The organism is Aeromonas sp. 603607 (assembly GCF_049171595.1).
GTDB classification, from domain to species: Bacteria; Pseudomonadota; Gammaproteobacteria; order Enterobacterales; family Aeromonadaceae; genus Aeromonas; species Aeromonas veronii.
Window position 1 is genome coordinate 323,373 of sequence record NZ_JAAKOV010000001.1, and the last position, 14,406, is coordinate 337,778.

A 14,406-nucleotide genomic window follows, 5' to 3' on the forward strand; every position below is an offset into this window, starting at 1 on the left:
AACGTCAGCAAGAGAGAGGGAGGCATTGGCCTCCCTCTTCTTTTCCGTTAACCCCAATTACCTCCCCCTCATCCCCAGCCCTTCTCCCGCAAGGGGAGAAGGGAGCAAACCACGGCGACCATATGCTGCAAACGGTGCAATTCACTTGCTGCAAACGGTGCAATTCACTTCGTTCTTTGCACCCTACTCATACTGCATTTTCCAAGGTGACGAACCCTCTTGGCTGCTTCGTCACAAGTGACGAACGTCACAGTTCGACAGCCACATCAGCTCGTTCATCCAACCACACGAAAATTTTTATTCATTTAGAAACAGAAACTTAAAACCAATTTGGCTGCAAAAACCATTCTGGCCCGTATCTTGCCAACCTGCCCCTACTTTCTCCGTTCGCGACACGACAAGGTAGGCTATGAACCGCTTCGTTATCGCTGACCCCAAGCTTTGTATCGGCTGTGGCACCTGTATGGCGGCCTGCAGCGAGGTACACAAGGCGCAAGGTTTGCAGCAAGCCCCCCGTTTAACCGTTATGCGACACGAGCAGGCGACCATGCCGGTTCAGTGCCGTCACTGTGACGATGCCCCCTGCATCAAGGTGTGCCCGGTCGAGGCAATTCGCCAGACCGGCGATTGCGTGCAACTCAACGAGTCGCTCTGCATCGGCTGCAATCTCTGCGCCGTGGCCTGCCCCTTTGGCGCTATCCAGAGCGGCGGCAGCCGTCCGGTGGCCGTGGCCACCAGTTACGACACCTATATCCCCTGCTCCATCCGCTCCAGCAACCCCTCCACCTCCGCCGGCCTGCGCTGCTTTGGCGAGGATCTGCTGAGCTGGGAGCCGGGGGTGCGCAGCATCGCGGTCAAGTGCGATCTGTGCGAGTTTCGCGCCGATGGCCCGGCCTGTGTCGGTGCCTGTCCCTCCCAGGCGCTGAAGCTGGTCAATGACGGCGACACCGAACGCGCCGCCCGTATCCGTCGCCAGCAAGCGGCCGACACCAACCCGCAAGGGGCCTCTGCCTTCTCGGCGCCTGCCACGGCGATCCCTGCATCCGATTTATCTACCACAGAGGGAGTTCGCTGATGTTGTCCCCCCTTGTTATGGCCACGCTCCTGCTCTTTTTGCTGGGCGCTGCCGCCGGTTTGCTCCTGCAAAAGCTGCCCGCACTGGCCAACCGTCTCAATAGCGGTTTTGCCCTGCTGGGCTCGCTCGCGGGTCTGGTCGCCGCCATCCAGATCTTTGCCCAAGGCGCCCCCATCGACGGCCAGCTCTGGCTGCTGGGCTCGGTGCACCTCGACATGCTGGCCGCGCTGATGCTGCTGGTGATTAGCACCGTCGGCGTCGCCGTCGCCCTCTACTCCTTTGCCTATATCCGCGAATATCAGGGCAAGGGGGATGTGGCCATCGGCGCGCTGATGAACCTCTTCCTCTTTGCCATGGTGGGCATGGTACTGGCCGACAACGCACTCGGTTTCTTGCTCTGCTACGAGCTGGTGACCCTCACCACCTACTGGCTGGTCAAGACCAACCCCGAGGCCGCCAAACAGAGCCGTCTCTATCTGGTAATGAACCATATCGGCATGGCGCTGGTGCTGATCGCCTTCTGGCTGCTCTGCCGTGAAAGCGGTTCGCTGGAGTTCGCCGCGCTGCGCGAGCACCATCTGGCGGGCGCATTGGCCTCTCTGGTGTTTCTGCTCAGCTTCTGCGGCTTTGGCCTGCGCGCCGGTTTCGTGCCGCTGCACGGCTGGCTGCCGGTGGCCGAGCCCGTTGCGCCGTCCCATATCTCGGCGCTGATGTCTGGCGTGATGGTCAAGCTGGGTCTCTTTGGCATCTTGCGGGTCAGCATCGATTTTCTCGGCGCCAGCCAGCTCTGGTGGGGCTATGTGGTACTGATCTTCGGTGCTTGCTCGGCAGTGCTCGGGGTGCTGTTTGCGCTGGCCGAGCATGACCTCAAGCGGCTGCTCGCCTACCACACGGTGGAGAACATCGGCATCATCCTGATGGGGATGGGGATCGGCATGATCGGCATCGCCAACCAGCAGCCGGCACTGGTGGTGCTGGGGCTGCTCGGCGCCCTCTATCACCTGCTCAACCACGCCATCTTCAAAAGCCTGCTCTTTATGGGCACCGGCTCGGTGATGTTCCGCCTGCACACTCGCGACATGGACAAGATGGGGGGCCTCGCCAAGCTGATGCCCTGGACCGCGCTGGCGTTTCTCATCGGTGCCATGGCCATCTCGGCGCTGCCGCCGCTGAACGGCTTTGTCAGCGAGTGGTTTATCTACCAATCCCTGCTCTCCATGACCAAACTCGGCACCTCTGTCGTCGCGCCGCTCGCGGTAGTGATGCTGGCGGTAACCGGCGCCATGGCGGTGATGTGTTTCGTCAAGGTGTATGGCATCTGCTTCTGCGGCGCCCCGCGCAGCGAACACGCGAGCCACGCCCGCGAAGTACCGGGGGCCATGGTGGCAGGCACCCTGCTGCTGGCCGCGGTCTGTCTGGTGCTGGGTCTGGGCGCCCCTTGGATTGCCCCCCATATCGCCAGCTATGGTCAGGCACTCGTTGCCAGCCAGATGAGTGTCGCCACCGGCGCCACCCTGCTGCCACTCGATAGTAGCCAAGCGATCCTCTCCCCGCCCGTTATCGCCATCACCTTGCTGGGTCTGTTCCTCATACCGTTGCTGGTACTGGCCATCTTCAAGGGGCCCAAGCTGGGTCGTCGTCACGCCGGCACCCCGTGGGCTTGTGGTTACGCCTACGAGGAACGCATGAGCCTCACCTCTGGCGGTGTCACCCACACCTTGCGCCAACTCTGCGCGCCACTCTATCGCAAGCAGCCGCAGCTCGATCTGGCCAGCGCCCTGCACGGGGTGAGCGATACCAGCGGGACAACCGGCTGGTTGCTGCACGGTGTTGTGCTGGCGCTCTTTATCCTGATGGCTGTAGGAGTCTGATATGCCTGTTCTTGAAATGCCGAGCTGGGGCATGGTTGCCCTCGCCCTGACCCAGGCCATCGCCATGCTGGCGCTGGCGCCGCTCGCCACCGGTTTCAACCGGGTGCTGCGGGCCAAGATGCACTCCCGTCAGGGGCCGGGCCTGCTGCAGGATTACCGGGATATCGCCAAGCTCCTGCGCCGTCAGGAGGTGACCCCCGAGCCTGCCGGCATCATCTTCAACCTGATGCCTGCGCTGCTCATCGCCGCCCTCTTGCTGGTGGGGATGGCGCTGCCGACCCTGACTCACGAGTCTCCCTTCCCCATCGCCGGGGATCTCATCACCGATATCTATCTGTTCGCCATCTTCCGCTTCTTCTTCTCCCTCTCCGGGCTCGACAGCGGCAGCATGTTTGCAGGGATCGGCGCCCGCCGCGAACTGACCCTCGGCATTCTGGTGGAGCCCATTCTGGTGCTCGCCTGCTTCATCATGGCGATGATGGTGGGCAGCTCGGATCTGGGCAATATCAGCAACTATGTGGCGACCCAGCCGCTGGCCGCGCCAGTTGCCACCCTGCTGGCCGGCGCCGCCTGCGCCTTCGCGGTGTTTGTCGAGATGGGCAAGCTGCCCTTTGACTGCGCCGAAGCCGAGCAGGAGCTGCAGGAGGGACCGCTCACCGAGTACTCCGGTGCGGGCCTGGCCCTGCTCAAGCTCTCCATCGGCCTCAAGCAGCTGGTGGTGGTGCAGCTCTTTCTGGTGGTTTTCCTGCCCTTCGGCAAGGCGGCCAACTGGAGTCTGCCTGCGCTCATCGGCGCAGCGCTGATCCTCGCCTGCAAGCTGCTGGTGGCCTTTTTGCTGGCCGGCATCATCGAAAACGCCATGGCCCGTACCCAGTTCGTGCGCACCCACAAGCTCACCCGCTACGGCTTGGGGCTGGCCCTGCTGGCGCTGCTCGCCTATCTGGTCGGGATCTGAACCATGCCCGCCAGCACAGCAACTTTTTCCGATTTCATCATTTGTGAATGCTCATTCCCGAACATTAAAGTGAGAACTGCATGACCATCGCCATTTCGGATCGCATCGGCTGCGACTACATCCAGCAGGTGCGAGCACAACTGCCCCACGCCATCGTCGACGAGGAGTGGCAAACCGCCGATCAGGCCACCATCACCGTCAAGCCCACCAGTCTGGTCGAGACGGCCAGCCTGATCTTCCATCAGCTGGGGGGCTGGCTTCCGCTCTCCTTTGCCAATGACGAGCGCAGCCTCAACGGCCACTTCGCGGTCTACCACGTCTTCTCCATGGAGGGCGACACCAAGTGCTGGATCACCGTCAAGGTGCTGGTGGATGCCGATACCCAGGAGTACCCCTCCATCACCCCGACAATTCCGGCGGCGGTGTGGGGCGAGCGGGAGATCCGCGACATGTACGGCCTGCGCGCCATCGGCCTGCCGGACGAACGCCGTCTGGTACTGCCGGATGACTGGCCGGAGGATATCCACCCGCTGCGCAAGGACGCCATGGATTATCGCCAGCGCCCGATGCCCACCACCGACACCGAGACCTACCCCTTCGTCAACGAGCTCGGCAGTGATGCCAACCGCATCGTGCCGGTCGGCCCGCTGCACATCACCTCGGATGAACCGGGCCACTTTCGTCTGTTCGTCGATGGCGAAGACATCATCGATGCCGACTACCGCCTCTTCTATGTCCATCGCGGCATGGAGAAGCTGGCGGAAACCCGTATGGGCTACAACGAAGTGGCGTTTCTGACCGATCGGGTCTGCGGCATCTGCGGCTTTACCCACAGTGTCGCCTACACCACCTCGGTAGAGAACGCCATGGGTATTCCGGTACCGGAGCGGGCGAAGATGATCCGCGCCGTGCTGCTGGAAGTAGAGCGCCTGCACAGCCATATCCTCAACATCGGCCTGTCGAGCCACTTCACCGGTTTCGACACCGGCTTCATGCAGTTCTTCCGGGTGCGGGAGAAATCCATGACCCTGGCCGAGCTGCTGACCGGTGCCCGCAAGACCTACGGCCTCAACCTGATTGGCGGGGTGCGCCGCGACATCTTCAAGGAAGATCGCATCAAGGGTGCCCAGCTGGTGCGCGAGCTCCGTGATGAGCTCAAACCCCTGGTGGCCATGCTGCTGGATACCGCCAACATATCCTCCCGTCTCATCGGTATCGGCAAGCTCGAGCCGCAAATTGCCCGCGATTTCAGCTGCGTCGGCCCCATGGTGCGGGCGAGCGGCTTCAAGCGCGACGTGCGCCGGGTTCACGATTTTGCCGGTTACCGCGAGCTGCCGATGGAGATCCAGACCAAGGCGGGTTGCGATGTGCAATCCCGGGTGCTGGTGCGCATCCACGAGCTCTACGACTCCCTCGACATGATTGAGTTTGGTCTTGAGCACCTGCCGGAGGGGCCACTGCTCACCGAAGGGTTCACCTACCAGCCGGGCAAATTTGCGCTGGGCTTTACCGAGGCGCCCCGCGGCGAGAACGTCCACTGGAGCATGACCGGGGACAACCAGAAGCTGTTCCGCTGGCGCTGCCGCGCCGCCACCTACGCCAACTGGCCCGCTCTGCGCTACATGCTGCGCGGCAATACCGTGGCGGATGCACCGCTCATCATCGGCAGTCTGGATCCCTGCTACTCCTGTACCGACCGGGTCACCCTGGTCGACCCCAAGAAGGGCAAATCCACCGTGGTCTCCTACAAGGAGATCGAGCGCTACGGTATCGATCGCAAAAACTCTCCGCTGAAATAAGGGGTCATCATGATCAAGCTGTTCAAGACCATCCTCAAGGCTGGCACCCCGACCGCCAAGTACCCCTTCGCCCCTTACGAGGTGAACCGGGATTTTCGCGGCAAACCCAAATATCAGGCGGATCAGTGCATCGCCTGCGCCGCCTGCACCAAGGCCTGCCCGGCCAACGCGCTGGTGATGGAAGTGGACATGGAGACCGGCGAACGGCGCTGGGAGATCTCCATGGCGCGCTGCATCTTCTGCGGCCGCTGCGAGGAGGTCTGCCCGACCCGCGCCATCGCCCTCTCCCCCGAGTTCGAGCTGGCGGTGACCAACAAGGCGGATCTCTATGAGGAGGCCCGCTTCGCGCTGGCCCCCTGCACCCTGTGCGGCACCTACTTTGCCCCGAGCAAGCTGGTGGCGCTGGTGGAGGACACCCTCAAGCAGGCAGGCACGCCGCTGGCCACCCCGGAGCGACTGCACCACTGCCCCGACTGCAAACGCAAACAGAGCATGCTGAGCCAGCCTGACTCGGCCCTGATCACACCGATAGCCACACCGATGGCCGCACAAAAGGAGTGGATGTGATGAGCAAGATCAAAGGCATAGAACCGGTTGTCGGCCATGCCCATACCCGTGCCGTGCCGCTGGCACAGGATCCCGAGATCACCAAGCTCAAGAAGACCCTGCTCAAGGACATTCGCCGCTCGGCCTATGTCTACCGGGTCGATTGCGGCGGCTGCAACGCCTGCGAGATCGAGATCTTCGCCACCATCACCCCGCTGTTTGATGCCGAGCGTTTCGGCATCAAGGTGGTCGCCTCCCCCCGCCACGCCGACATCCTGCTCTTTACCGGCGCGGTAACCCGGGCGATGCGGGTGCCGGCCCTGCGCGCCTACGAGGCGGCGCCCGATCCCAAGATCTGCATCGCCTACGGCGCCTGCGGCTGTGACGGCGGCATCTTCCACGACCTCTACTGCGTCTGGGGCGGCACCGACAAGATCGTGCCGGTGGATGTCTATATTCCCGGCTGCCCTCCGACACCGGCGGCCACCATCTACGGCTTTGCGGTGGCGCTCGGTCTGCTGGAACAGAAACTCAAAGCCACCAGTCACGAGGTGCAACCGGGTGAGCGGGTCGAGCTGCGCCACACCGGCATCCCCAACGAAATTCGGGTGATGATCGAACGCGAGGCGCGCCGCATGGCCGGTTATCGTCAGGGGCGGATCATCGCCGACGAGTTTATGGCCCTGCTCGAAGGGGCGACCCAACAGGATGTGGATCTGCGCATCCAGAGCTACCTCGATCAGCACGACGATCCGCGTCTGGCGGAGATCGTCAACAACCTCGCAAACGCCTGCCTCAACCGGGCGGCCGGCAAGGGAGAGGCGGTGCATGGCTGACGAGGTTTTCTTCTATCGACTCTCGCGCAAGTTCGTCGACGAGCAGTTCGACGTGCCGGAAGAGGCCAAAGAGGTGATGTACTACAGCCTCGCCATCGGCCATCACCTCGGCATCGTCGATTGCCTGCGAGCAGACCTGGTCTGCTCGCTGATCGGTTATCGCGACTGGGTAGCCAAGCTGCCAGAGGGAAGTGAAGCGCGCCGCAAGATGGAGGGATTTCTCACCTTTGGCGAGATCACCATCTATCGCGAGCACTGCCATATGCTGGCCTGCGCCTTCGACCGACTGCGCAAAGCCGACAATCTACTCGATGAGCAGGAGCTGGGCTGGACCAACACCTTTATGGATCAGCTCACCGCCCTCTTTAACGACCCCCATATGTACCTGATGGTAAGGAGCCGCTGATGGGCTGTAATCTCGTGTTGACCGTGGGCAATGCCATGATGGGGGACGACGGTGCCGGCCCCTATCTTGCCGACAAGCTGCAGGCCGCCCCCCTGCCCGGCTGGATCCATATCGACGGCGGCATCGCGCCGGAAAATGTGGTCTACAAGGTGCGGGAGCTGCAACCGGAGCGGGTGGTGCTGGTGGATGCCGCCGAGATCGGCGAGAAGGCGGGTACCCTGCAGGTGATCCCCCCCGAAACTATCGCCGAGATGTTTATCTTCTCGACCCACAATATGCCGCTCAATTTCCTGATCGACGAGCTCAAGACCTTTGTCCCCGAGGTGATCTTTGTCGGGGTACAACCGGCCATGGTGGCGTTCTCTTTCCCGATGACCGAGATGGTGAGCGAGGCGATGGATTATCTTTATCAGCATCTTGATGCCACCAAGGATACCGACTTGTTAATAGAGAAACTGGAGCAGTGGAATATTGACAATGCCAAGCGGTGATTATTTATCGAGTTGTTAACGACCGTTATTGACCGACGGTTCAGGCAATGTGATCGAGGCCCGATGTTAAATTAAAAATATCGGGCTAATTGTGCTGAACTTGATATAAAACAAGGTTCTTTGATTTTTTCAAAAAATCGCTAACTCTCGCTTTTTTATGACAAAAAAAGCGTTGCCAGTCACATAAATTTGCCACAAAATGGCGACCGTTACGGAAGTTGATGGGGTCTGGTGGCCTCCTCGGTCTTCAAAACCGATGTGAGCCGAGAAGGCTTTGGCAGGTTCGATTCCTGCCTCTTCCGCCAAATTTATCTATTGAACAAATACTCTCTCGCTGAATTTTTCGGCCTGGATGTTATTTCCATTGTTTGTTCAATACGTTTGAAGTAATACCTTAAAAAGGTGCTTGCCGCTTGCCAATATAATCCGAACTCAGGTTATCTCGCTGGCCAAAAATTAATTTATCAGCATCGATGCAGCATTAATTTATACCCGCTCATTGATGCACCCAGTTTGCAGTTATCCGCAAATCGCCAGCAGTGCCATAACCCGTCAGCTCGGCCTCTCTATCGGCAAACCGGTGCGCATCCCGAACCCACGCACTGCACTGGTAATCCCATGCCGAACTCGTCTCACGCGCCAGCCATCCCCCACCGCCAGCCAGCATCAGGTACGGCTGCCGACGATTCACAGCAACAGCCCGGCCAGCAACAAACCCGCCGTCTGCCGCAAGTGGAGCAGCTGCTGCAGCAACCCTTTCTCGCCGGGTTTATCGAGGCGCTGAGCCGCCCACTGGTGACTCAGGCGGTGCGCGACACCCTGAGCGAACTGCGCCAGAGCGAAGATTTTCGCCAGCATGGCGTTGCCCCCGAGCAGCTCGAGACGCTGATTGCCAAACGCTGCCAACAGCTGTTGCGCCAGCGTCAAACCCGGGTGATCAACGCCACCGGCACCCTGGTGCACACCAATTTGGGGCGTTCGCCGTTAAGTGCCGATCTGTGGGACGAGGTGCGTGACCTCAACACCGGCTACAACAATCTGGAGCTGGATCTCGCCACCGGCAAACGCGGCGGGCGCAAGGGGCTGATCGCCCCCCTGCTCCGTTGCCTCACCCAGGCCGAGGATTCGCTGGTGGTCAACAACAACGCAGCCTCGCTCTTTTTGCTGCTGCAGGAGGTGGCCAAGGGGCGCGAGGTACTCGTCTCGCGTGGCGAGCAGATCCAGATTGGCGGCGGCTTTCGCATTCCCGATATTCTGGCCCTCTCCGGTGCCAAACTGGTGGAGGTGGGCACTACCAATATCACTACCGCCAAAGATTACCTCGATGCCATCACCGATCAGACCGCGCTGGTGCTGATGGTGCACAGATCCAATTTCGCCATTCGCGGCTTTACCGAATCCCCCGATATCGGCGAGGTGGCCCGCGCCCTGCCCGAACATGTAGTGCTGGCGGTGGATCAGGGCTCCGGCTTGACCAGCGAAGAGTTTGCGCCGGATGAAACCTCGGTGCGCCAGTACATCAAGGCGGGGGCAGATCTGGTCTGCTACTCCGGCGACAAGCTGCTTGGTGGCCCGCAATCGGGCATCATCAGTGGCCGCAGCGACCTTATCAAGCGGCTGGAAAAACACCCCATGATGCGCACCTTCCGCCCAAGCCGCATCGTCTACTCCCTGCTCGAACGCCTGCTCATCCACAAGCTCAACAAATCTCCCGTCGGCGAGGGTATCGCCCAGCGCACCCTGAGCAATCCGGCCGCCATGCAGGCGAGAGCCGACCAGCTGATGGCCGCCCTGCCCGGCTGTTTTGCGCCGGTCCCCGCCCAGCTGGTGGTGGGCGGTGGCACCTTGCCGGACGAGTTTTACCCGGCCCCTGCGCTGGAGTGCACCGACCCGCGTCCGGCCCAGCAGCTGCTCGATGATTTGCGCGAACTGCCGGTGCCGGTCATCGCCACCGTGCGCCAGCAGAAGGTGCTGCTCAATATGGCCACCCTGCTGCCGACCGAGATGGAACTGCTGATCGCCCAACTCAAGGAGTTGCTGCTGCCCGCCCCGTTCAATGCAACAAATGCGACCGAGGAGCCCTGATCCCATGACCCCCTATCGCGCCGTTATCGGTCTTGCCGGCCATGTGGATCACGGCAAGACCCTGCTTATCAAGGCCCTCACCGGCATCACCACCGCCCGTGCCCACGAGCAGGCCATCGGCATGACCCAGGATCTCGGCTTTGCCCACTTCGACGACGGTCAGGGCAACACCATAGGCGTCATCGACGTGCCCGGCCACGAGCGCTATATCCGCAATATGGTGGCGGGGCTCTGGAGTCTGGATCTGGTGCTGCTGGTCATTGCCGCCGATGAGGGGTGGATGCCGATGACCGGCGATCACCTGCGCCTGCTCAAGGCGATGGGGGTGCCGCGCCTGCTGGTCTGCATCAACAAGTGCGATCTGGTCGCCCCCGACGAGCTGGCACTCCTTGAAGAGAGCCTGCTGGAGCGGGTGATGGACGAGAGCGGCATGGTGCCCGATATCTTCAGCGTCAGCGCTAAAACCGGCGCCAATATGGCCGCCCTGCACGCCGCCATTGTGCGCCAGCTTGCCGATCTGCCAGAATCGCACGCTGCCCGCGAACAGGGTGCCCCGCGACTGTATGTAGACCGGGTCTTTACCGCCAATGGTACCGGCACCGTGCTCACCGGCACCTTGCAGCAGGGCAGCCTCAAGGTGGGGGACAAACTCCTGCTCCAACCTGCCGGTCGCGAGGTGCAGGTGCGCTCCCTGCAGGCCTATCACCAGAGCCTTGATGAGATCGGCGCCGTCTGTCGGGTGGCGGTGGGCCTTAAAAAGGTGCCCCACAAGGAGGTGGCCCGCGGCCACTGCCTCACCAGCACTGCTGGCCAGTGCGAGGCGGCAACCCACCTTATCGTACGACTCAACGCCGAGAGCCTGAGTGGCAAGGCGCTACGCACGCAGGAGGTGGAAGTGGCCCTCGGCAGCTGGCACGGCCGGGCGCGCTTTGTACCAATAAAAGACACCCGGCTGGCACGACTGATCTTTGCCAGCCCCATTCCCTGCTTCTTTGGCCAGCCGCTCGCCATCATTCGCCACGGCAGCAGCGAACTGCTGCACGGCGCCCGCATCGTCTGGTGCGGCGACATTCATCCTGCCAGACGCAAGGCGCTGCACACCCTACTGGGCGAGCTGCCAGATGAGCTCGAGCGCTACAACCCAGCCACCCTGCAGCTGGGGCTCAACGGCTATGTGCTGGCCAGCCGCTTTGACCAGCGGCCCGAGCTGGTCACCCCCCTCGGTGAGTGGCTGCTGGATAACTGCTGGCTGGCTCAAAGCCGCGACCAGCTGCTCGCTAACTTGGCAAACGAACCGCTGAGCGCCGCAGAGCTTGCAACCCGCTTTGGCATCGCCCTGCCGGTCACTCAGGCCCTGCTCCAGCAGCTCAAGAGTGAGCAACACATTCGCCTGCACCATGACAAGTGGCAACCGGGCAGTGGCGAGTCGGAAGATGATTTGGGGGAAGAGGCGCAGCTGGTGCTCAAGGTGGTGCGAGATCAAGGCAAGGAAGGTTACGAGCCCGGTAAACTGGGCCCCGGCGGCGTGGAGCTGGATCCCTTTATCACCCGCAAGCTGCCCGCCGCCCTGCAGCAGGGCTTGCTACAAAAAGGCGCGTTGCAAAAGCAGCTGCGCAATCTGGCGCGACTCAAGTATCTGGTGCAACTCGATGGCCCCATCTACTACGACGCCGAGCTTTACAACCAGATGGTTGCCGCCGTGCTGGCGGGCCAGCAGGTGGGAGATCTGATCGACATGGCATCCCTCAAGGAGATCACCGGCTTGTCGCGCAAATACGCCATTCCGTTCTGCCTGCGCATGGAGATGGATGGCTGGGTACGACGCGAGGAGAACGAGCGCCGGGTGCTGCGTTTGCCGCAGACTCAAGATGAGATGGAGCCGGCATGAGCGCCACCATTGCCCCCTCTATCTCTCCGAGTCATGTGGCCAACCGGCTGCGCCGCGAATTTCATATCGACGGCATCGTACAGGGGGTCGGCTTTCGCCCCTTCGTCTATGGGCTGGCATTGCGCCACGGCCTTGCCGGTTATGTGTTGAACGATGCCAACGGCGTCACTATCGGCGCCGAAGGATCGCCCGAGCAGCTGGCCAGCTTTGCCCGCGAAATGCGGGAACTGGCGCCGCCCTTAAGCCGTATCGATCATTTCAGCGAGCGGGAACTGCCCCTTGCTCATGATCCCGACTTCGATGGCCAATTTCATGGCCAGTTTCGAATTAAAGCCAGCCAGCAGCAGAGCGCCGCCACGGTCGCCATCTCGCCGGATCAGGGAATGTGCGAGGCGTGCGCCACGGACGTTGCCAACCCCGCGGATCGCCACCACCACTACCCCTTTACCAACTGCACCCACTGCGGCCCACGCTACACCATCATCCGCAGCCTCCCCTACGACCGCCCCCACACCGCCATGGCAGGCTTTGTCATGTGCCCGCGCTGTGCGGCGGCCTATGAAAACCCGCTGGACAGACGCTACCACGCCCAGCCGGTGAGCTGCCCCGAGTGCGGGCCGCATCTGACCTGGCGCAGCGGTCGCGGCGATGCCCTGGCCGAGCGCGAGGATGCCCTGCTCGAAGCCGCCCGCGCCCTGCAAGCGGGAGCCCTGATTGCGGTCAAGGGGATGGGGGGTTATCACCTGATATGCGATGCCCGCAATGAACGGAGTGTGGCCAGATTGCGAACGCTCAAACGGCGCGCGCGCAAGCCGCTGGCGGTGATGATGGGCTCCCTTGCCGAGGCCAAACTGCATGTCACCGGCTGCGAGGCCGAGTGGAAGCTGCTCACCTCTCAGGCCAGACCCATCACCTTGCTGCGCAAGCGCATTAACGATGATCGGCACTCAGAATCCCTACTGACAACCGCGCCGCTGGCCGAGGGGATCGCCCCCGGCATCCCCTACCTTGGGGTCATGCTCCCCTATACCCCGCTCCATCAGCTGCTGCTGGACGCGTGCGCCATGCCGCTGGTGGCCACCAGCGCCAATGGTCGCGGCAGCCCGATCCTCATCGAGTGCGAGGCGGTGGTCAGGGAACTCGGCAGCGAGATTGACGGCATCCTGGATCACAATCGCCCCATCCTGCACCCCTGCGACGACAGTCTGGTGCAGTGGGCAGGCGGGCGACGCCAGACGTTGCGCCTCGCCCGGGGCTATGCCCCCTGCACCCCCAGCCTGCAAGAGGCGGTCAAGGTACCGCTCTTGGCGGTCGGGGCGCAGCAGAAGAACCAGCTGGCGCTTGCCTTCAGCCGCCAGCGCATCTACAGCCCCTATATCGGCGATCTGCATAGCCTGCCGATGCAGGAGCACTTTGAGCAGACCCTGGCGACCTTTCGCGACCTCTACGATCTCAAGCCAGAACTGCTGGTGTCGGATCGCCACCCGGGCTACCTCAGCCATCAGTGGGCCAAGGGCTATTGCCGCAATCAGGGGGTGACCCACCTCGAGGTGCAGCACCATCACGCCCACCTGCTGGGGGTGATGGCCGAGCACAACATCACGGGCCCGGTGCTGGGGGTTGCCTTCGATGGCACCGGCCTTGGCGATGACGGCACCCTCTGGGGTGGCGAGCTGCTGCTGGCAGACGTTCAGGGATTTGAGCGGGTTGCCCACCTTGCACCCTTCAAGCTGATCGGCGGCGAAGCGGCCATCCGCGAGCCGGTGCGCCAGCTGCTGGGGCTGCTGTTTGAATCGCACAGCCCTGAGCAGATCAGCGCCCTCGATATTCCGTTGATCAACAAACTGCCCCTTGAGCGGATCAGCAACCTGCACCAGCTCTGGCAGCTGGGCCGCAACGCCCCTTACACCAGCTCCATCGGCCGTCTGTTCGATGCGGTGGCGGCGCTCTTGGGGGTGATCGACACCCCCGATTACGAGGGCGAAGCAGGGCTCCTGCTGGAGGCGGCCGCCTTGCAGCTGGCTCCCGATGAACAGCCCTTCCCCCTTACCTTTGATCTCAACCAATCAGCGGAAGGGCCGCTGCAGATCGAGTGGGCCGAGCTCATCAATACCCTTGTCAGCGAGCGGCGCAAAGGCACCTCCACCGCCAGCCTGGCCGCCGGTTTTATCCGCGCCATCAGTAATCTGGTTATCGCTCTGGCCGAGCGCTTCCCCGGCTATCCGGTGGCGCTGGGGGGCGGCGTCTTTCAAAACCGGGTGCTGATGGACCAGCTGGTGCCCGCTCTCGAAGCAGCCGGTCGGCAGGTATTGACCAGCGAAACCCTGCCGCTCAATGACGGTGGCATCGCCGCCGGTCAGCTCTGGTTTGCCATCCACCATCTTGCGGCGCACCAGCCCTCCATCTCCTCTCTTGCTGCCATAAAAAGTGGCGCCACTTTGTCGGAGTCCTGAA

Annotated in this window: 11 protein-coding genes and 1 tRNA gene; all 12 read left to right on the forward strand. The window is 62.2% G+C overall.

Translation table 11 applies throughout. The features are described from left to right. Window positions 1–409 precede the first annotated feature (409 nt). On the forward strand, window positions 410–1,075 hold the full coding sequence (locus G5315_RS01420; RefSeq protein ID WP_005333313.1) for a 4Fe-4S dicluster domain-containing protein: 666 nt from the start codon (window positions 410–412) through the stop codon (window positions 1,073–1,075). Then, the gene (gene hyfB / locus G5315_RS01425; RefSeq protein ID WP_421332175.1) at window positions 1,075–2,946 is read left to right on the forward strand and encodes a hydrogenase 4 subunit B; all 1,872 of its coding nucleotides are present in this window, start codon (window positions 1,075–1,077) and stop codon (window positions 2,944–2,946) included. The genes G5315_RS01420 and hyfB overlap by 1 nt, the downstream gene beginning before the upstream one ends. Window position 2,947: 1 nt before the next feature. After that, complete coding sequence (locus G5315_RS01430; protein ID WP_421332177.1) at window positions 2,948–3,901, forward strand: respiratory chain complex I subunit 1 family protein; 954 nt, start codon at window positions 2,948–2,950, stop codon at window positions 3,899–3,901. Window positions 3,902–3,981: 80 nt separating this feature from the next. After that, window positions 3,982–5,700: an NADH-quinone oxidoreductase subunit C gene (locus tag G5315_RS01435; RefSeq protein WP_040065714.1), complete on the forward strand. Its 1,719-nt coding sequence runs from the start codon at window positions 3,982–3,984 to the stop codon at window positions 5,698–5,700. Window positions 5,701–5,709: 9 nt separating this feature from the next. After that, entirely contained in the window at window positions 5,710–6,267 is a 558-nt protein-coding gene (locus G5315_RS01440) for a formate hydrogenlyase complex iron-sulfur subunit (RefSeq protein WP_005345227.1), read from the forward strand. Continuing rightward, window positions 6,267–7,082 (forward strand): NADH-quinone oxidoreductase subunit B family protein, encoded by an 816-nt coding sequence (locus G5315_RS01445; RefSeq protein WP_005301886.1) that lies wholly within the window; start codon window positions 6,267–6,269, stop codon window positions 7,080–7,082. The genes G5315_RS01440 and G5315_RS01445 overlap by 1 nt, the downstream gene beginning before the upstream one ends. Continuing rightward, the gene (locus tag G5315_RS01450) at window positions 7,075–7,488 is read left to right on the forward strand and encodes a formate hydrogenlyase maturation HycH family protein (RefSeq protein ID WP_040065718.1); all 414 of its coding nucleotides are present in this window, start codon (window positions 7,075–7,077) and stop codon (window positions 7,486–7,488) included. Before G5315_RS01445 ends, G5315_RS01450 begins: the two co-directional genes overlap by 8 nt. Further along, the gene (gene hycI / locus G5315_RS01455; RefSeq protein ID WP_421332179.1) at window positions 7,488–7,979 is read left to right on the forward strand and encodes a hydrogenase maturation peptidase HycI; all 492 of its coding nucleotides are present in this window, start codon (window positions 7,488–7,490) and stop codon (window positions 7,977–7,979) included. Before G5315_RS01450 ends, hycI begins: the two co-directional genes overlap by 1 nt. A gap of 213 nt (window positions 7,980–8,192) precedes the next feature. Continuing rightward, window positions 8,193–8,284 (forward strand) — tRNA-Sec (locus G5315_RS01460). A 313-nt stretch (window positions 8,285–8,597) separates the two neighbouring features. Beyond that, window positions 8,598–10,064, forward strand: coding sequence for an L-seryl-tRNA(Sec) selenium transferase (selA, locus tag G5315_RS01465; protein ID WP_421332181.1), 1,467 nt, complete (start codon window positions 8,598–8,600; stop codon window positions 10,062–10,064). A gap of 4 nt (window positions 10,065–10,068) precedes the next feature. Continuing rightward, a complete protein-coding gene (gene selB, locus G5315_RS01470; protein ID WP_421332182.1) occupies window positions 10,069–11,952 on the forward strand; it encodes a selenocysteine-specific translation elongation factor in 1,884 nt (627 codons plus the stop codon). Beyond that, on the forward strand, window positions 11,949–14,405 hold the full coding sequence (gene hypF, locus G5315_RS01475; RefSeq protein ID WP_421332184.1) for a carbamoyltransferase HypF: 2,457 nt from the start codon (window positions 11,949–11,951) through the stop codon (window positions 14,403–14,405). The genes selB and hypF overlap by 4 nt, the downstream gene beginning before the upstream one ends. Window position 14,406: the final 1 nt, after the last annotated feature.